This window comes from Streptomyces sp. NBC_01546 (assembly GCF_045208355.1).
Taxonomy (GTDB): domain Bacteria; phylum Actinomycetota; class Actinomycetes; order Streptomycetales; family Streptomycetaceae; genus Streptomyces.
Window position 1 is genome coordinate 7131056 of the sequence record NZ_CP109379.1, and the last position, 18094, is coordinate 7149149.

Here is an 18094-nt window from a genome sequence, read left to right on the forward strand (position 1 = left end):
CCCGCGAGGAGCGGACCGGACCACCGGGTCCGGCCCGCCCCCTCCCTCTCCCCTACGCCCCCCGCACACCCGGGTCACCCGTGCCAGGAGCGCCACAGCGCCGCGTACGCGCCTTCGGCCGCGACCAGTTCGTCGTGCGAGCCGAGTTCGCTGATCCGGCCGCCCTCGACCACCGCGATCACGTCCGCGTCGTGCGCGGTGTGCAGCCGGTGGGCGATCGCGATGACCGTACGCCCGTCCAGTACCCGGGCCAGTGAACGTTCCAGGTGCCGTGCGGCCCGCGGGTCCAGCAGCGAGGTCGCCTCGTCCAGCACCAGCGTGTGCGGGTCCGCCAGCACCAGCCGGGCCAGCGCGATCTGCTGCGCCTGGGCCGGGGTCAGCGCCGTCCCGCCGGAACCGACCTCCGTGTCCAGACCGGACTCCAGGGCACGCGCCCAGCCGTCCGCGTCCACCGCGCCCAGCGCCGCCCACAACTCCGCGTCCCCGGCACCCGTCCTGGCCAGCCGCAGGTTGTCCCGCAGGGAGCCCACGAACACGTGGTGCTCCTGGTTGACCAGCGCCACGTGCTCGCGCACCCGCTCCGCCGGCATCTGCGACAGCCGCGCCCCGCCGAGGGTGATCTCTCCCGTCCGCGGTGCGTAAATGCCCGCGAGCAGCCGGCCCAGCGTGGACTTGCCCGCGCCCGAGGGGCCGACGAGCGCCATCCGCGTGCCCGGCGGTACGGACATCGACACCCGGTGCAGTACGTCCACGCCCTCCCGGTAGCCGAAGTGCACCTCGTCCGCCCGGACGTCCAGGCCCTCGGGCCCCACCTTCGGGTCCCCGGCGTCCGGCTCGATCTCCCGCACGCCGACCAGCCGGGCCAACGACACCTGGGCGATCTGCAGTTCGTCGTACCAGCGCAGGATCAGGCCGATCGGGTCGACCATCATCTGGGCCAGCAGCGCACCCGTGATCAGCTGCCCCACCGACATCCAGCCCCGCAGGACGCAGTACCCGCCGATCATCAGCACGGAGCCGAGGATCGTCACGTACGTGACGTTGACGACCGGGAACAGGACCGTCCGCAGGAACAGCGTGTACCGCTCCCACGCCGTCCACTCCTTGATCCGGCGCTCCGACAGCGCGATCCGGTCCGGCCCGAGGCGGTGCGCCTCGACCGTGCGGCCCGCGTCCACCGTCTCGGTGAGCGCGGCCGCGACCGCCGCGTACCCGGCCGCCTCCGAGCGGTACGCCGACGGCGCCCTCCGGAAGTACCAGCGGCAGCCGATCACCAGCACCGGCAGCGCCACCAGCGCGGCCAGCGCCAGCGGCGGCGCCGTCACGGCGAGCGCCCCGAAGAGCAGCCCCGCCCACACCACGCCGATGGCCAGCTGCGGCACGGCCTCGCGCATCGCGTTGGCCAGCCGGTCGATGTCGGTGGTGATCCGCGACAGCAGATCGCCCGTACCGGCCCGCTCCAGCACGCCCGGAGGCAGCCCCACCGACCGCACCAGGAAGTCCTCGCGCAGATCGGCGAGCATCTCCTCGCCGAGCATCGCCCCGCGCAGCCGGACCAGCCGGACGAAGAAGGTCTGCACGGCGAGCGCCAGCGCGAACAACAGCGCCACGCGCTCCAGATGGAGCTCGCGCGCCCCCGCCGCGAGATCGTCCACGACCCGGCCCAGCAGGTACGGGCCGACCATGGAGGCGATCACCGCGATCGCGTTGACCGTCACGAGCACCACGAAGGCCCGCCGGTGGCGCCGGAACAGGCCGCGCACATAGCCCCGTACGGTCACCGACGTGCCCACGGGCAGGGTCGCGGCCGACTCGGGGGCCGCCGGATCGTAATCCGGCGGTGCCACGCCGATCATGCGGATTCCTCGATTTCTGTGAGTGCTTCTTCCAGCTGTGCCAGTTCCACGCGGGCGATCCGCTGCTCGTCCTCGGTCTGGCGGGTGACGACCGCCCGGTAGAGCGGTTCGCCGTGCAGCAGCTCGCTGTGCGTTCCCGCCGCCGCCACCGTGCCCTCGTGGACGAGGACGACCCGGTCGGCGCGGTCCAGCAGCAGCGGCGAGGACGCCAGCACCACCGTGGTGCGCCCGGCCCGCAGCGCCGCGATCCCGTCCGCGATCCGCGCCTCGGTGTGCGAGTCGACCGCCGAGGTCGGCTCGTCCAGCACCAGCACCTCCGGGTCCGTGACCAGGGATCGCGCCAGCGCGAGCCGCTGGCGCTGCCCGCCGGACAGCGACCGTCCGCGCTCGGTGATCCGCGCATCCATCGGATCGTCCACCCCGTCCGGCGCCGACTGGAGCAGCGCTTCCAGCACGTCCGCGCACTGGGCCGCCGCCAGGGCGGCGCCGGACTCGACCGCCCCGGAGGACGGTACGGCGAACAGGTCGCGCAGGGTTCCGGACAGCAGCACCGGATCCTTGTCCTGTACGAGGACCAGCGTGCGCGCGGTGTCCAGTTCGAGCTCGTCCAGCGCGACTCCGCCGAGGAGCACCGAGGGCCCGTCGGCGGCCGCGTCCGTGGGATGGCCGCCGAGGCGCTCCGCGAGCCGTCCCGCCAGGTCCGGGTCCCCGCACACGACGGCCGTGAACCGGCCGGCCGGGGCCAGCAGTCCGGTCTCCGGGTCGTACAGGTCCCCGCCCGGGGCCGGAACCTTCGCGGTCACGGCCGCTGCCGGCCGCTCGGCGGCGTCTTCCGTACGGGTCAGCGACAGCACCCGGGCGGCCCGCTTGGCTGAGGGCCGTGAGAAGGAGTACGCCATGGCGATCTCCTCGAAGTGCCGCAGCGGGTAGAGCATCGTCGCCACCGCGCTGAACGCCGCGACGAGTTCACCCACCGCGATGCGCCCGTCCCCGACGAGGGTGGCGCCGTACCAGACCACCGTGATCAGCAGCACGCCCGGCAGGAGCACCTGGATCGCGGAGATCAGCGCCCACATCCGGGCGCTGCGCACGGCCGCCTCGCGGACCTCCTGCGAGGCCTCGCGGTAGCGGCCGAGGAACAGCTCCTCGCCGCCGATGCCGCGCAGCACCCGCAGGCCCGCGACGGTGTCGGAGGCCAGCTCGGTCGCCTTGCCCGCCTTCTCCCGCTGGACGTCCGCGCGTTGGGTGGCGCGGGGCAGCAGCGGCAGGGCCGCCAGGGCGACCAGCGGCACGCCGATCGCGACGACCACGCCCAGCTCGGGTGCGTAGAACAGCAGGCCGACGCAGACGAGGACGATGGCGAAGACGGCGGCCAGGAAGCGCGAGACGGCCTCGACGAACCAGCCGATCTTCTCCACGTCCCCGGTGGAGACCGCGACCACTTCGCCCGCGGCGACCCGGCGGGTCAGCGCGGAGCCCAGTTCGGCGGTCTTGCGCGCCAGCAGCTGCTGCACGCGTGCCGCGGCGGTGATCCAGTTGGTGACGGCGGTGCGGTGCAGCATGGCGTCGCCGAGCGAGATGGCGACGCCGAGCAGCGCGAGCAGTCCGCCGACGAGCAGCAGCCGGGTGGGGGCGCGGTCGACGACCGCGTCGACGCCCAGGCCCACCGCGTACGGGAGTCCGGCGACTCCGCCGAAGTGCACCATTCCCCAGCACAGGCTCTTGAACTGTCCGCCGAGCTGACCCCGGCCCAGCCACACCAGGAACCGAGGACCGGAACGAGCGTCAGGTACCCCGGGATCCGGATACGGAAGATCGCTGATCTGCATGACGCCCCATGACTGGTCGAGTGGTTCAAACCGTGCAAGGTTCGCCTTCCGGACTGGAGCCGGGCAATCGATTTTCCGTCGGCGGAGGCCTTCCGCAACGAGGTTTGCGGACGTGGCGGACGGCGTAGGACCTGGTCAGATGGGTCGCGCACACCGGCGCTCAGGGGCGGGTGGCGTGCTCCAGTTCGAGCACAACCGAATGGTAGGAACGCCCGGTCGCCCGGTCCATGGCCACCTCGCACATCCGGTTCGCCGACAGGTGCGCGTCGAAGGGCCGGGCCGTGACCTCGGCGGCCTCGCGCGCCGTCGCCGAGGCCGTCAGCTCGGGGTGCAGCATGCCCCGGTCGCCCGCGAAGGCGCAGCACCCCGCGTCGTCCGGGACCACCACCTCGTCGGCGCACGCCTCGGCGACGGCCCGCAGCTGCGCCTCGTCGCCCAAGTGCCGCATCGAGCAGGTCGGGTGGAGGACGGCGGATCCCACCGTGCGGCGGATCTCCAGGTGCGGCAGCAGTTCCTCGGCCGCCCAGACGACCGAGTCGACGATCCGCAGCTGCGCGTGCAGGGCCCGGTTCTCCTCCGTCAGGTAGGGGACCACCTCCTGTGCGATGCCCAGCGTGCAGGAGGAGGCGTCGACGACCAGCGGCAGCCGCCCGCCCCCGGTCCAGCCCCAGGCCGACTCGACGATGCGGTTGGCCATCAGCCGGGTCCCCGCCTCGTAGCCCTTGGATTGCCAGATCGTCGCGCAGCAGGTGCCGGTCACGTCCCGGGGGATCCACACGGGCTTGCCGGCCCGCTCCGACACGGCGACCACGGCCTCCGGCAGGGAGGGGCCGGGCTCGGCGCCGGGTCCGCCGAAGATCCGGTTGACGCAGGACGGGTAGTACACGGCCGAGGCGCCGGCCCGCCGGGTGGCGGGCGGTCTGCGGGCGGCGGCGCCGGGGAGCTCCGGCAGCCACCGCGGGACCAGGTCCGGTCGTACGGCCTTGCGCGCGGCCCCCGTGACCGCCGCGAGGAGCCCGTCCCCGACCCGGTCCGGCAGGTGGTGGGCGGCGGCCACGGCCAGCCGGGCGGCGGCCTCCACCGTCCCGAACCGCCGCGCGGCCAGTGCGGCGGCCCGCTCCTCGCGGGCGCTGTGCCGACGGTGGCGGAAGTCCTTCATCAGCGCGCCGGTGTCGATGCCGACCGGGCAGGCGAGCTTGCAGGTGGAATCGCCCGCGCAAGTGTCGACGGCGTCGTAGCCGTAGGCGTCGAGCAGCCCGTCCAGCACCCTGGAGCCGGGCTGCTGGCGCATCATCTCGCGGCGCAGCACGATCCGCTGGCGCGGAGTGGTCGTCAGGTCCTCGCTGGGGCAGGTCGGTTCGCAGAACCCGCACTCGATGCACGGGTCGGCCACCGCCTCCACCCGCGGAATCGTCTTCAGGCCGCGCAGGTGGGCCTTCGGATCGCGGTCGAGGAGGATGCGCGGGGCAAGCACCCCGTCCGGGTCGACGACGTGCTTCGTGCGCCACATCAGCTCGGTGGCCTTGGGGCCCCACTCCAGTTCCAGGAACGGCGCCATGTTGCGTCCGGTGGAGTGCTCGGCCTTCAGGGATCCGTCGAACCGCTCGACGGTGAGCCGGCAGAAGGCGTCCATGAAGGCCGCGTACCGCTCGACGTCGGCCGGGTTCGCGGCGTCGAAGGCGAGCAGGAAGTGCAGGTTGCCGTGGGCCGCGTGCCCGGCCACGGCCGCGTCGAAGCCGTGCTGCGCCTGGAGTTCGAGGAGCGCCTCACAGGCCTCGGCGAGGCGGGACGGCGGCACCGCGAAGTCCTCGGTGATCAGGGTGGTGCCGGAGGCGCGGGCGCCGCCCACGGCAGTGACGAAGGCCTTGCGGGCCGTCCAGTAGCCGTTGATGGTGTGCGCGTCCCGGGTGAAGGCGTTGGTGACCGAGGCCACCGGCGCCACCAGGTCGAGCCCGGGGAGCAGCTGCGCCGCCCGGCGTTCGTACGCGTCCCGGCCGGCCTCGTCCGGAGCGCGGAACTCCACCAGCAGGGCGGTGGTGTCCTTGGGCAGCTCGGCCCAGTCGGCGGGGACGCCCGCGACGCTGACCGAGGCGCGCAGGGTGTTGCCGTCCATCAGCTCCACGGCGAGGGCCCCGGCCTCGTTGAAGAGGGGCACGGCCGCGGCCGCGGCGGGCAGCGAGGGGAAGAACAGCAGGGCGGAGCAGAGTTCGCGGTCCAGCGGGAGGGTGTCGAAGACGACCTCGGAGATGAAGCCGAGGGTGCCCTCCGAGCCGACCATCAGCCCGCGCAGGATCTCCACGGGGGTGGTGCCGTCCAGGTAGGCGTCGAGGCGGTAGCCGGTGGTGTTCTTGATCTCGTACTTGGCCCGGATCCGGGCCACCAGTTCCGGGTCGGCCTCGATCTCCTTCTTGATCTCCATCAGCCCGTGGCACAGGGCGGGCTCGGCGCGTGCCAGCTCCTCGTCGGCCAGCGGGTCCGCCGTGTCGACGACGGTGCCGCCCGGGAGTACGAGGGTGAGTGAGGAGAGCGTGCGGTACGAGTTCCTCGTGGTGCCCGCCGTCATGCCCGAGGCGTTGTTGGCGACGACGCCGCCGAGGGTGCAGGCGAGGGCGCTGGCTGGATCCGGGCCGAGGACGCGGCCGTGCCGGGCGAGGGCGGCATTGGCCCGCAGGACGGTGGTTCCCGGCCGGATCCGGGCGCGCCGGCCCCCTTCCAGCACCTCGACGCCGGCCCAGTGGCGGCGTACGTCGACCAGGATGTCCTCGCCCTGGGCCTGGCCGTTGAGCGAGGTGCCGGCGGCGCGGAAGACGACCTCGCGCTGCCGGCCGTGGGCGTAGGAGAGGACGGCGGAGACGTCGTCGATGTCCTCGGCGATCACCACGACCTGGGGGACGAAGCGGTACGGGGAGGCGTCGGAGGCGTAGCGGACCAGGTCGGAGACCTTCCAGAGCACCTTCTCGGCGCCCAGCAGCCCGGTCAGTTCGGTGCGCAGCGGCTCCGGGGTGCCGGCCGCCCGGTGGTCCGGTACCCGGTCGTGGGCGGGGCCGCTGACGCTGCGCGGGCGCAGGGCCCCCGGCTTCGGTTCCAGCAGCGGCATGTGCGACCTCTCGCCTCACTCGCGGCCTGCGCAGTTGTGGCCGGCCTCGTCAGCAGCGGCGCTCCGCCGGGGCGTCCGACAGGGCGTTCAGCAGGCCGCCGAGCACCTCGCGCTGTTCGGCGGTCAATGGAGCCAGGATCTCCTCTGCCGCGTCGGTTCGCGCGTTGCGCAGACGGCGCAGCGTGGCGCGGCCGGTGTCGGTGAGCTCGATCCTGATGACCCGGCGGTTCGCGGGGTCGGGGGCGCGGCGTACGCACCCGGCCGTCTCCAGGCCGTCCACCAGGGTGGTCACGGCGCGGGGGACCACCTCCAGGCGGGCGGCGAGATCCGCCATCCGGGGTGCCTGGTCGCCCTCGTAGTGCGAGACCAGGCGCAGCAGCCGACCCTGGGCGGGAGTGATTCCGACCGGTTCCATGTGGCGCTTCTGGATCCGGTGGAGCCTGCGCGTCAGGCGCAGCAGCTGTTCGGCGAGGAGGCGATCGGTGTCGGAGGCGGAGCTCATGCCGGGAACAATATCAGGACCTTATTCATTGTGAGCATAGGTAACAATGACCTATGCTCCAATGGCCTTGATTTCCGAACCCCGAGAGGGTGCCCATGCGCGACGAACCGAAGTGGACCCCATCCAAAGACCCACTGGACCCCAACCGCCCCGCCCCGGCGGAGCAGCCGCGTGAGCTACGCCGCATCCTGGGCCTCTTCCGGCCCTACCGCGGTCGCCTCGCCGTCGTCGGCCTGCTGGTCGGCGCCTCCTCGCTGGTCGGCGTCGCCTCGCCGTTCCTGCTCAAGGAGATCCTCGACGTCGCGATCCCGCAGGGCCGCACCGGGCTGCTCAGCCTGCTCGCGCTCGGCATGATCCTCATCGCCGTCGTCACCAGCGTCTTCGGCGTGCTCCAGACCCTGATCTCCACCACGGTCGGCCAGCGCGTCATGCACGACCTGCGCACCGCCGTCTACGCGCAGCTCCAGCGGATGCCGCTGGCCTTCTTCACCCGGACTCGCACCGGCGAGGTGCAGTCCCGCATCGCCAACGACATCGGCGGCATGCAGGCCACCGTGACCTCCACCGCGACCTCCCTCGTCTCCAACCTGACGGCGGTCATCGCCACGGTCGTGGCCATGCTCGCGCTCGACTGGCGGCTCACCCTGGTCTCGCTGCTCCTGCTCCCGCTCTTCGTGTGGATCAGCCGGCGGGTCGGCCGCGAGCGCAAGAAGATCACCACCCAGCGGCAGAAGCAGATGGCCGCCATGGCCGCGACCGTCACCGAGTCGCTGTCGGTGAGCGGGATCCTGCTGGGCCGCACCATGGGCCGCTCCGAATCCCTCACCGCCGCGTTCTCCGAGGAGTCGGAGAGGCTCGTCGGCCTCGAAGTGCGCTCCAGCATGGCCGGGCGCTGGCGGATGTCCACCATCGGCATCGTCATGGCCGCCATGCCCGCGCTCATCTACTGGGCCGCGGGCATAGCCCTCCAGACGGGCGCCCCTTCGCTCTCCGTCGGCACCCTCGTCGCCTTCGTCACCCTTCAGCAGGGCCTGTTCCGGCCTGCCGTCAGCCTGCTGTCGACCGGTGTGCAGATCCAGACTTCGCTCGCCCTGTTCGCCCGCATCTTCGAGTACCTCGACCTGCCGGTGGACATCACCGAGCGGAAGGACCCGGTACGCCTGGACCGGGCCAAGGGCGAGATCCGGCTGGAGGACGTGCACTTCGCGTACGAAGCCAAGAGCGGCCCGACGCTCACGGGAATCGACATCACCGTCCCGGCCGGCGGCTCGCTCGCCGTGGTCGGCCCGACCGGCTCCGGCAAGAGCACGCTCAGCTACCTCGTGCCCCGGCTCTACGACGTCACCGGCGGACGGGTCGCCCTCGACGGGGTGGACGTGCGCGACCTCGACTTCGACTCGCTGGCCCGCTCGATCGGCGTGGTCTCGCAGGAGACGTACCTCTTCCACGCCTCGGTCGCGGATAACCTGCGCTTCGCCAAACCGGACGCGACGGACGAGGAGATCACCGAGGCGGCCCGCGCGGCCCAGATCCACGATCACATCGCGTCCCTGCCCGACGGGTACGAGACCCTGGTGGGCGAGCGCGGCTACCGGTTCTCCGGCGGCGAGAAGCAGCGCCTCGCCATCGCCCGCACCATCCTGCGGGACCCGCCCGTGCTGATCCTGGACGAGGCCACCAGCGCCCTCGACACACGGACCGAGCACGCCGTCCAGCGGGCCATCGACAACCTCTCCCAGGGCCGCACCACGATCACCATCGCGCACCGCCTGTCCACCGTTCGCGACGCCGATCAGATCGTGGTCCTGGACGCGGGCCGCATAGCCGAGCGCGGCACCCACGAGGAACTGCTGAAGGCGGACGGCCGGTATGCCGCCCTGGTCCGCCGGGACCGGGATGCCGCGCAGCCGCCGGAGGCGGTCGCGGAGGCGGAGGCCGAGCTCGCTCCGGTGAACGTGTGATCGTATGACCGGCGCACGAGTCGGCTGCCGGAAATCTGATGTTTCGCGGGTTAGCGTTCCCGCATGCGTCATGAGTACCGGCCGCCGCAGCGCCGTTCCCGGCTCACCCGCCGGGGCCGGCTGGCGCTCTTCCTCGGCACGCTGCTCGCGATCGGTGCGGCAATCCTGATCACGGTGTTACGGAGCCCGGAAGCACCGCAGAAGCCACGCCAGTTGGTGATCCCCGAGGGCTGGCGGGCCCAGCAGGTGTACGCCGCCATCGACCGCGAGCTGAAGCTGCCGCCGGGATCCACGAAGTCGGCGGTGGCCACCGCCGGGCTGGCTCTGCCCGCGGAGGCCAAAGGCAATCCGGAGGGCTACCTCTTCCCGGCGACCTACCCGGTGACCTCGCAGTCCACCCCGGCCGCGCTCCTCGCGTACATGGTGCGGACGGCGAACGAGAAGCTCGCCACCAAGGCCGTCGCGGACGGCGGCAAGGCCCACGGGATGACCCCGTACCAGACCGCCACCCTGGCCAGCATCATCGAGGCGGAGGCCGACAGTCGCGCCGACATGGGCAAGGTGGCGCGGGTGGTCCACAACCGGCTGGCGAAGTCGATGCCGCTCCAGATGGACTCCACCATCAACTACGCGCTGAACCGCAGCACCCTGGACACCACCCTGAGCGACACGCGCATCGACAGCCCCTTCAACAGCTACGAACGCCAGGGACTGCCGCCCACGCCGATCGACAGCCCCGGACTGGAGGCCATGACGGCCGCCGTCGCGCCGACACCGGGTGACTGGCTGTTCTTCGTCACGGTGAAGCCGGGGGACACCCGCTTCTCGGCGACGTACGAGGAACACAAGAAGCACGTGGCGGACTTCAACCGGATCCGCGCCCAGGCCAGTTCGGGCTCCCGTGCAGGTCAGGAGGGTGACGCCGGGAAATGAGGGGCGGCGGCCCCGGGGGCGGCTCTACGATCGGCGGCCTGCCGGACGCGTGACCGAGGGGGTCGAGCCGTGAAGTGGCCATGGAAAGCGAAAGCGAAAGCGATAGAGAAAGCCGAAGCGAAGGCTGAGGCGCCGCAGAGCGTGCCCGCCGACGAGGCACAGGCGCAGGAAGCCGCACCGCCGGTGGACGCGGCTGCCGTGGCCGCTGCCGCCGCCGAGCGGGCGGCGCAGGAGCGGGTGGCCCAACGCTGGGGCCGCCATGCGGCGGAGTGGCAGCACTGGCTGGCCCGTTCCCCGGTCGGAGTCGACCTGCTGCATTGGTGGTTCGACGAGGCCGACCTGACCGCTCTGGTCGGCGAGGACCGGTTCGTGGAGCGGCTGGGAGAACTGCTCTCGCAGGCCGCGCCGCGCGACATCGCGGCGACGGGGCTCGGCTGCACCCGGCGTGTCGACCGGGCCTGCCGCTTCGCCGAGGTCTGCAGTCAGGATCCCGTCGTACCGCCGGGAGGAAAGATCGAGAGCTATCGGCACGGGGAGGTACCCGGGGCTTGCAGCAGTTTCATCGACTGCTGGACCCGGCACCAGATCGAGGTGGATTTCACCGCCGGCGACCGCCACCGATCGGTGCTCCTGTTCCGCGACAGCCCTGCCGAGGCCCGGCTCTGGGTCAACGGCGTGCGCGTGGGGGAGGGCGAGTGGCTGGACAAGGGCGGTTTCTGGGAGGACGAGCGCTTCTTCACCATTCGGATCGAGGGGCCGACGGACCACCCGCAGCAGGGGCTCGGCCACATCGGTGCCCAGCTCTACAACATCGTCTCGCTGCTGATCCACGACGCGGAGCGGGGCGCCACGCGCATCCTCGTCCCTGAGGACACCGAGAACTGGACCGATCCCGTTCTGGACGTGCGGGACGGGAGGGGCTACGTGTACCCGACCCGGGAGGCCCGCGCGGCCGGCGGCACCCCGGACCGGACGTTCCCGATCGACGAACCGGAGGCCGGCTGAGGGCTCAGCCCACGCGAGCTCCGACCGGCCCCCCGGCCCGTTCGCGGGCCAGCAGCCGGCGGATTTCGCGCACCGCCGCCGCTCCCGCGCGGTTGGCACCGATGGTCGACGCCGACGGGCCGTAGCCGACGAGGTGGATCCGCTCGTCGCGCACGGCCCTGGTCCCCTCGACCCGGATGCCGCCGCCCGGCTCGCGCAGGCGCAGTGGAGCCAGGTGGTCCACGGCCGCCCGGAACCCGGTCGCCCAGAGGATGACGTCCGCCTCCACCCGGCTGCCGTCGGCCCAGGCGGCGCCCGTGCGGGTGATCCGGTCGAACACGGGCCGGCGGTCCAGCACCCCCGAGTCGAGTCCGGCCCGTACGGCCTCGTTCAGCGGGAGTCCCGTCACGCTGACCACGCTCTGCGGCGGCAGCCCCCGGCGGACGCGCTCGTCCACCAGCGCCACCGCCGCCCGGCCCTCGGCCTCGCCGAAGCTGCCGTCGCGGAAGACCGGGGGCCGCCGGGTCACCCAGGTGGTCTCCGCGGCCACCGCCGATATCTCGAGCAGGTGCTGCACCGCCGAAGTGCCGCCACCCACGACGATCACCCGTGCTCCGGCGAACTCCTGGGGCCCCGGGTAGTTCGCGGTGTGCAGCTGCCGCCCGTGGAAGGTCTCCTGACCCGGGTAACGCGGCCAGAACGGCCGGTCCCAGGTGCCGGTGGCGTTGATCAGGACCCGGGCGGACCAGGTGCCGGCCGAGGACTCGACCAGCAGTCGCCCGTCGGCTCCCTCGCGGACCGCCGAGACGTCCACGGGCCGCCGTACGCGCAGGCCGAAGCGCTCCTCGTAGGCGGCGAAGTACTCCCCGATCACCTCGGAGGAGGGCCGCAGCGGATCGGCGCCGGACAGTTCCATGCCGGGCAGGGCGTGCATCCCGTGGACCTTGCCGTAGGTGAGCGAGGGCCAGCGGAACTGCCAGGCCCCGCCCGGACGGGGCGCGTGGTCCAGGGCCACGTGGTCGATCCCCGCCCGGGCGAGGTGGTAGGCGCTGGACAGCCCCGCCTGCCCGGCCCCGACCACCACCACGTCCACGCCCATGCCCACGTTCGCGTCCGCATCCCGCGTCAGAACATTGTTCACGGTTCTACTAACTGCGGGGCACGGCCGGATCTTCCCCGCCCGGCACCGGGCGCAGCGTCGCCCGCACCGGTCCGGTCGGCTGCAGGGTGAGCCCCGGGAACACCCCGGCCCGCTCGCTCCCGCTGTCCAGGTGGAACCGCTGCCCCAGCACCGCCAGTACGAGCACGGCCTCCACCAGCGCGAACCGCGCCCCCAGACACGCCCGCGGGCCGCCGCCGAAGGGGATCCAGGCGTGGTCGGGCACCGGATGCGGGGCATCCGCGTCCCACCGCTCGGGCCGGAAGGCTTCCGGATCCGGGAACCAGCGTTCGTCCCGGTGCATCGACCACGGGCTGGTCCACAGCGCGGTCCCCGCGGGTACGGGGCGCCCGCCGATGCTCGCGCCCTCCCCGGCCACCGCCGAGATCAGCCAGATCGGCGGGTAGATCCGCAGCGACTCCTTGACCACCTGCCGGGTCCAGGGCAGCCGCGCGTAGTCGTCGTACGTCGGCAGCCGCCCGCCGAGCACCCGGTCCAGCTCCCCGGTCAGCCGGGCCCGCGCCCCGGGCGCCCCCGACAGGAGTTGCCAGGCCCAGGTCAGGGTGGTCGAGGTGGTCTCGTGGCCGCCGATGTAGAGGGTGATCGACTCGTCCCGCAGCTCCTTGCGGGACAGCGGGGCGCCGTGTTCGTCGCGGGCCGCGAGCAGCCGGCTCAGCAGGTCGTCCCGCTCGGCCCCGGCGGCCGAGGCCGCCTCGTGCTCCCGTATGACGTGTGCGATCTCCCGGTCCAGGACCGCCACGGCCTCCCGCATCCGCCGTCGCCCGGGCGTCCGCACCCACGGCGGCAGAAACAGCGTCAGCCCCCGGAACTCGGCCCCCAGTTCCCGCTGGGCGGTGGCCATGGCGGCGCTGATGGGCGCCTCCCGGCCGGCGGCGTCGCTCCCGAACAGCGTGCGCACCGCGATCCGCTGGGTGAGTCCGGCCATCTCCCGGTGCACGTCGATCCGGTCGCCCTCGCGCCAGCTCCCGGCCAGCGCATCCGCGCACTCCACCATCGTGGCGGCGTACGAGCGCACTTGGCGCGGCCGGACCGCGGGCTGGACCAGGGCCCGCTTGCGCCGCCAGTCGTCCCCGGTGGCCACGACGACCCCGTCGCCCAGCAACTGGTGGAAGGCCCAGCCCAGTTCCATCGGCTTGAAGGTGCCCTCCACGGCCCCGAGCAGCTCACCGGCGTGCTCGGGCCGCGAGATCAGCACGTTGCGCTGCGGCCCGAGCGCCCACGGCACCCAGTCCCCGTGGTCATCGCGCAGCGACTCGAAGAAGGCCAACGGGTCGCGGGCGAAGGCGGGCAGATTCCCGATCAGGGGCCACTGGCGCGGCCCGCTCCCGGTGCCCCGGGGCAGCGTGGTGGCGGTCACGCAGGCATCCTGGCAGCGACCGCGCCAGGGCACCAGAGGACCGCGAGGCCCGGCGGTGAACGGCCCCCGCCGCCCCGGCGGGCGTCAGGGCGCGGTGCGCGCGGTCAGCCAGTCGTAGGCCGCGTCGGCGGTGAACTCCCGCTGTCCGCCCGGGAAGAGCAGCCCGGCGTCCGCGAAGGCGGCGTCGTGCGCGCGCTCCGCCACGTACGGGATCGCCACGCATTCCATGCCGGCCGCGCGGGCCGCCAGCGCTCCCGGCTCCGCGTCCTCGACGACCACGCAGCCGGCGGGCTCGGCGCCCAGCCGGCGGGCCGCCTCCAGGAACACGTCCGGGGCGGGCTTGCCGTGCGCGACCTCCTCGGCGGAGACCACCGTCGTCAGCAGGGCGTCCAGACCGGTACCGGCCAGCACCGCGTCGATCGCCTCGCGCGAGGAACCGGAGGCCACCGCCATCGGCACCCCCTCGGCGCGCAGCCGCTCCACGAACTTCCGCATCTCCGGGAAGACTTCCGTCCCCGTCCGGGCCAACTCGAGGTAGGCGGCGTTCTGTTCGGCGAGCAGCTGCTCCACCGGCGCCTGGATCCCGTACCGTTCCCGGAGGATCTCCAGCGTCTCCAGGGTGCCGATGCCGATGAAGCGGGAGTGTTGCTCCCAGGTGAAGTCCGGGACCCCGTGCCGCTCCAGAGTGCGGCGCCCCGACTCGTAGTAGTTCGGCTCGCTGTCCACGAGGGTGCCGTCGAGATCGAATATGACGGAAATCATCCGTTGTGTCCGTCCTGCCGGTCGTGTCCTGTCTTTACCATCCTGTCAGGTTTTGCGGGCAGCCCGTCCCACGGCCTCGACCAGCGGCAGCAACCGGTGCGCGACCCGCTCGCGCAGGGCCACCTCGGTGCGGGTGCGGACCACCCCCGGCAGCTGGATCAGCCGCTGGATCACGTCCTCCAGATGTGCGTTGTCGCGCGCCGCCACGCGCGTCAGCAGGTCCCCGCCACCGGTGATCGAGAAGGCCTCGATGATCTCGGGAACGGCCGCCAGCGCCTCGCCCACGTCGTCCAGGTGCCCCTGGGTCACCTCGATGTGCACGAAGGCCAGCACCGGATGCCCCAGCGCGGCGGGGGAGAGCGAGGGTCCCGTCCCGGTGATCACCCCGGTGCGCTCCAGCCGGTCCAGCCGTGCCTGCAGCGTGCCGCGGGCGACGCCGAGGATGCGGGCGTACTCGCGGACACTGGTGCGCGGCTGCTCGATCAGCAGGCGCAGGATCCTCGTGTCGAGCTCGTCCACCGCCATGCCGAGACTGTACCAATGGCCCAGTTCGCCGGATCTTGACCAGGCGGTGCTCCGCGGGGACGCCGCATGGCACTCCCGGAAGCGAGGGGTGAGTGTGTTGTGGGCGGCATTCGCACCGGATCCACGAACGGAGAGAGCCATGACAGGTATGAACTGCCTGGTCACCGGGGCCACCGGCTACATCGGCGGCCGACTGGTGCCCGAGCTCCTCGCCGCCGGACACCGCGTCCGCTGCCTGGCCCGGTCCCCGGAGAAACTCCGTGACCATCCCTGGGCCGGACAGACCGAGATCGTCCGCGGCGACGCCACCGACCCGCAGTCCGTGGCCGAGGCCCTGGACGGCATCGAGGTGGCCTACTACCTCGTGCACGCCCTCGGCGGCGGCTCCGGATTCGAGGAGCGCGACCGCGCCGCCGCCCGCATCTTCGCCGAGCAGGCCCACTCCGCCGGAGTCCGCCGCATCGTCTACCTCGGCGGGCTCACCCCCGCCGGCATCCCCGTCCGCGAGCTCTCCCCGCACCTTCGCTCCCGCGCGGAGGTCGGCGAGATCCTCCTGGCCGGCCCCGTGCCGGCCACCGTCCTGCGCGCCGCCGTCATCATCGGATCCGGTTCGGCCTCCTTCGAAATGCTGCGCTACCTCACCGAGCGGCTGCCCGTCATGGTGACGCCCAGCTGGGTGGGGACCCGCTGCCAGCCCATCGCCGTCCGCGACGTCCTGCGCTACCTCGTCGGCAGCGCCACCATGGCGCCCGAGGTGAACCGGGCGTTCGACATCGGCGGCCCGGACGTGGTCACGTACGAGGAGATGATGCGCCGCTACGCAGCCGTGGCCGAGCTGCCCCGCCGGCTCATCCTGCGCGTCCCGATGCTCACCCCCGGCCTGTCCAGCCACTGGATCGGCCTGGTCACCCCCGTACCGCGGGCGCTGGCCCGGCCGCTCGCCGAATCACTGCGCCACGAGGTGGTCTGCGCGGAGCACGACATCGCGCGCCACGTCCCCGACCCGCCCGGTGCGCCGGTCGGCTTCGACCAGGCCCTGTCGCTGGCCCTGCGGCGGGTGCGGGAGGCCGAGGTGACCACTCGCTGGTCCTCCGCCTCCGTGCCGGGCGCGCCCAGCGACCCGCTGCCCACGGACCCCGACTGGGCGGGCGGCAGCCTCTACACCGACCGGCGGGAGATGGCCGTCGAGGCCTCGCCCGGCGCGCTGTGGCGGGTGGTGGAGGGCATCGGAGGCGAGAACGGCTGGTACTCCTTCCCGCTGGCCTGGTCCGTACGAGGCTGGCTCGACCGGCTCGTCGGCGGAGTCGGCATCCGCCGCGGCCGCCGCGACGCGACCCGGCTCCGGGTGGGTGACGCCCTGGATTTCTGGCGGGTGGAGGAGATCGAACCGGGCCGGCTGCTGCGCCTGCGCGCCGAGATGCGGCTGCCGGGCCTGGCCTGGCTGGAGATGTACGCGGATCCCTGCCCCGAGCCCGGCCGCGCGCGCTACCGGCAGCGGGCGCTGTTCCACCCGCACGGATTGCTCGGCCACGTGTACTGGTGGAGCGTGTCCCCCTTCCACGCCGTGGTGTTCGGCGGGATGGCCCGCAACATCGCCCGCGCCGCCGAACGTCCGGCCGCTTCCGATGCCCCCGCATCCGCCGCGGCCGGAGTACCGCACGACAACCGTCCTGCCCAGCCCGACCCGGAGCGAGATCCATGAACGTCGCGGTGGTCCTGTACACCTCCGACCTGCGCCTGCACGACCATCCGCCGCTGCGCGCGGCCCTGGCCTCCTGTGACCGGGTGGTGCCGCTCTTCGTCCGCGACCACGCCCTCGCGGCAGCCGGATTCGCCCCGCCCAACCGGCAGGCCTTCCTCGCCGACTGCCTCGCCGACCTGGACGCCGGACTGCGCGAGCGCGGCGGCCGCCTCGTGATCCGCTCCGGGGACGCCGTCCGGGAAGTCTGCGCCCTCGCGCGGGAGACGGACGCCGACGAGGTCCACATGGCCGCGGGGGTCAGCGGCTACGCCCACGCCCGCGAGGATCGGCTGCGCACCGCCCTCGAAGCAGAGGGCCGCCGGTTGCACGTGCACGACATGGTGATCACCGCGGTCGCCCCCGGGGCCGTCCTGCCCGCCGGCTCCGACCACTTCGCCGTCTTCACGCCCTATTTCCGCCGCTGGGCCGAGCTGCCGCCGCGGGCCCTCGCCGCGGCCCCCCGCACCGTCCGGCTCCCCGAAGGCCTCGGCTCCGAGCCGCTGCCCGTGCGCGGCGCCCTCACCGGAGTCTCCCCGGGCCTCGCCCGGGGCGGCGAGACGGAGGCCCGCCGGCTGCTGGCGAACTGGCTGCGTTCCGGCATCTCCCGCTACGAGGACACCCACGACGACCTGGCCGGCGACGCCACCTCCCGGCTCTCCCCGCACCTGCACTTCGGCACCCTCTCGGCCGCCGAGGCCGTCCACCGGTCCCGGGCCGTCGGCGGCCCGGGCGCCGAGGCCTTCGTCCGGCAGCTGTGCTGGCGCGACTTCCACCACCAGGTCCTCGCCGCACGCCCCGAGGCGGCCGCCGAGGACTACCGCCCCCGCCACGACCGGTGGCGCACCGGCCACGCCGCCGAGGAGGAGACCGAGGCCTGGAAGGAGGGCCGCACCGGCTACCCGGTGGTGGACGCCGCGATGCGCCAGCTGCGCCAAGAGGGCTGGATGCCGGGCCGCGGCCGGCTGCTCGCCGCGAGCTTCCTCACCAAGACCCTGTACGTCGACTGGCGGACCGGCGCCCGCCACTTTCTGGACCTCCTGGTCGACGGAGACCTCGCCAACAACCAGCTCAACTGGCAATGGGCCGCGGGCACGGGCACCGACACCCGCCCCAACCGCGTGCTCAACCCCGTCCGGCAGGGCCTTCGGTACGACCCGCAGGGCCGCTACGTCCACCGCTGGGTGCCGGAGCTCGCCGGGCTCCCCGCGCCTCACGTGCACGAGCCGTGGCGGCTGCCGGGCCTCGAGCGGGCGCGGTACGACTACCCGGACCCGGTGGTGGGGCTCGCCGAGGGACTCGACCGCTTCCGGCGGGCGCGGGGGACCGGGTGAGCGCCGTGCGCCGCCGACGCCCCCGTGACGACGCGC

At 73.2% G+C, this 18094-nt stretch carries 13 protein-coding genes; 5 read left to right on the forward strand and 8 right to left on the reverse strand.

The genetic code is table 11. From position 1 onward, the window contains the following. Positions 1-74: 74 nt before the first annotated feature. The 4 genes from OHA89_RS32565 to OHA89_RS32580 form a co-directional block, all read right to left on the reverse strand. Entirely contained in the window at positions 75-1856 is a 1782-nt protein-coding gene (locus OHA89_RS32565; RefSeq protein ID WP_406367743.1) for an ABC transporter ATP-binding protein, read from the reverse strand. Then, entirely contained in the window at positions 1853-3685 is a 1833-nt protein-coding gene (locus OHA89_RS32570; RefSeq protein WP_406367744.1) for an ABC transporter transmembrane domain-containing protein, read from the reverse strand. Before OHA89_RS32570 ends, OHA89_RS32565 begins: the two co-directional genes overlap by 4 nt. A 160-nt stretch (positions 3686-3845) precedes the next feature. After that, positions 3846-6782, reverse strand: a complete 2937-nt coding sequence (locus OHA89_RS32575; protein ID WP_406367745.1) for an FAD-binding and (Fe-S)-binding domain-containing protein — start codon at positions 6780-6782, stop codon at positions 3846-3848. Between the two features lie 49 nt (positions 6783-6831). Beyond that, a complete protein-coding gene (locus tag OHA89_RS32580; RefSeq protein WP_266611337.1) occupies positions 6832-7284 on the reverse strand; it encodes a MarR family winged helix-turn-helix transcriptional regulator in 453 nt (150 codons plus the stop codon). Positions 7285-7379: 95 nt separating this feature from the next. Between OHA89_RS32580 and OHA89_RS32585 the strand changes: the two genes are divergently transcribed. The 3 genes from OHA89_RS32585 to OHA89_RS32595 all read left to right on the forward strand — a co-directional run bounded on the left by OHA89_RS32585 (position 7380) and on the right by OHA89_RS32595 (position 11183). Beyond that, on the forward strand, positions 7380-9245 hold the full coding sequence (locus OHA89_RS32585) for an ABC transporter ATP-binding protein (protein ID WP_266611338.1): 1866 nt from the start codon (positions 7380-7382) through the stop codon (positions 9243-9245). 63 nt (positions 9246-9308) lie between these two features. Next, the gene (gene mltG, locus OHA89_RS32590; protein ID WP_266611339.1) at positions 9309-10178 is read left to right on the forward strand and encodes an endolytic transglycosylase MltG; all 870 of its coding nucleotides are present in this window, start codon (positions 9309-9311) and stop codon (positions 10176-10178) included. A gap of 141 nt (positions 10179-10319) precedes the next feature. Then, a complete protein-coding gene (locus OHA89_RS32595; protein ID WP_406367746.1) occupies positions 10320-11183 on the forward strand; it encodes a hypothetical protein in 864 nt (287 codons plus the stop codon). Positions 11184-11187: 4 nt separating this feature from the next. Here the strand turns inward: OHA89_RS32595 and OHA89_RS32600 are convergent, their stop codons facing one another. From OHA89_RS32600 to OHA89_RS32615, 4 genes are all read right to left on the reverse strand, one after another. Next, positions 11188-12261: an FAD-dependent oxidoreductase gene (locus tag OHA89_RS32600; RefSeq protein WP_406368671.1), complete on the reverse strand. Its 1074-nt coding sequence runs from the start codon at positions 12259-12261 to the stop codon at positions 11188-11190. Positions 12262-12310: 49 nt separating this feature from the next. After that, on the reverse strand, positions 12311-13699 hold the full coding sequence (locus OHA89_RS32605) for a cytochrome P450 (protein ID WP_406367747.1): 1389 nt from the start codon (positions 13697-13699) through the stop codon (positions 12311-12313). A gap of 84 nt (positions 13700-13783) precedes the next feature. Further along, positions 13784-14461 carry an HAD family phosphatase gene (locus tag OHA89_RS32610; protein WP_266611343.1) on the reverse strand — a complete coding sequence of 226 codons (678 nt, stop codon included), beginning with the start codon at positions 14459-14461 and terminating at the stop codon, positions 13784-13786. 45 nt (positions 14462-14506) lie between these two features. Further along, the gene (locus OHA89_RS32615; protein WP_215146913.1) at positions 14507-14986 is read right to left on the reverse strand and encodes an Lrp/AsnC family transcriptional regulator; all 480 of its coding nucleotides are present in this window, start codon (positions 14984-14986) and stop codon (positions 14507-14509) included. 139 nt (positions 14987-15125) lie between these two features. Here OHA89_RS32615 and OHA89_RS32620 point away from each other — a divergent pair, with 139 nt between their 5' ends. Both OHA89_RS32620 and OHA89_RS32625 read left to right on the forward strand, forming a co-directional pair. Continuing rightward, positions 15126-16688, forward strand: coding sequence for an SDR family oxidoreductase (locus tag OHA89_RS32620; protein ID WP_406367748.1), 1563 nt, complete (start codon positions 15126-15128; stop codon positions 16686-16688). Beyond that, the gene (locus OHA89_RS32625) at positions 16685-18058 is read left to right on the forward strand and encodes a cryptochrome/photolyase family protein (RefSeq protein WP_406367749.1); all 1374 of its coding nucleotides are present in this window, start codon (positions 16685-16687) and stop codon (positions 18056-18058) included. The genes OHA89_RS32620 and OHA89_RS32625 overlap by 4 nt, the downstream gene beginning before the upstream one ends. The last annotated feature ends 36 nt before the right edge of the window (positions 18059-18094 follow it).

Coding starts and splice junctions, on each gene's coding strand:
- OHA89_RS32565 (WP_406367743.1), bottom strand. CDS start 1,856: ATGATCGGCGTGGCACCGCCGGATTACGATCCGGCGGCCCCCGAGTCG.
- OHA89_RS32570 (WP_406367744.1), bottom strand. CDS start 3,685: ATGCAGATCAGCGATCTTCCGTATCCGGATCCCGGGGTACCTGACGCT.
- OHA89_RS32575 (WP_406367745.1), bottom strand. CDS start 6,782: ATGCCGCTGCTGGAACCGAAGCCGGGGGCCCTGCGCCCGCGCAGCGTC.
- OHA89_RS32580 (WP_266611337.1), bottom strand. CDS start 7,284: ATGAGCTCCGCCTCCGACACCGATCGCCTCCTCGCCGAACAGCTGCTG.
- OHA89_RS32585 (WP_266611338.1), top strand. CDS start 7,380: ATGCGCGACGAACCGAAGTGGACCCCATCCAAAGACCCACTGGACCCC.
- mltG (WP_266611339.1), top strand. CDS start 9,309: ATGCGTCATGAGTACCGGCCGCCGCAGCGCCGTTCCCGGCTCACCCGC.
- OHA89_RS32600 (WP_406368671.1), bottom strand. CDS start 12,261: ATGGGCGTGGACGTGGTGGTGGTCGGGGCCGGGCAGGCGGGGCTGTCC.
- OHA89_RS32610 (WP_266611343.1), bottom strand. CDS start 14,461: ATGATTTCCGTCATATTCGATCTCGACGGCACCCTCGTGGACAGCGAG.
- OHA89_RS32615 (WP_215146913.1), bottom strand. CDS start 14,986: ATGGCGGTGGACGAGCTCGACACGAGGATCCTGCGCCTGCTGATCGAG.
- OHA89_RS32620 (WP_406367748.1), top strand. CDS start 15,126: ATGACAGGTATGAACTGCCTGGTCACCGGGGCCACCGGCTACATCGGC.
- OHA89_RS32625 (WP_406367749.1), top strand. CDS start 16,685: ATGAACGTCGCGGTGGTCCTGTACACCTCCGACCTGCGCCTGCACGAC.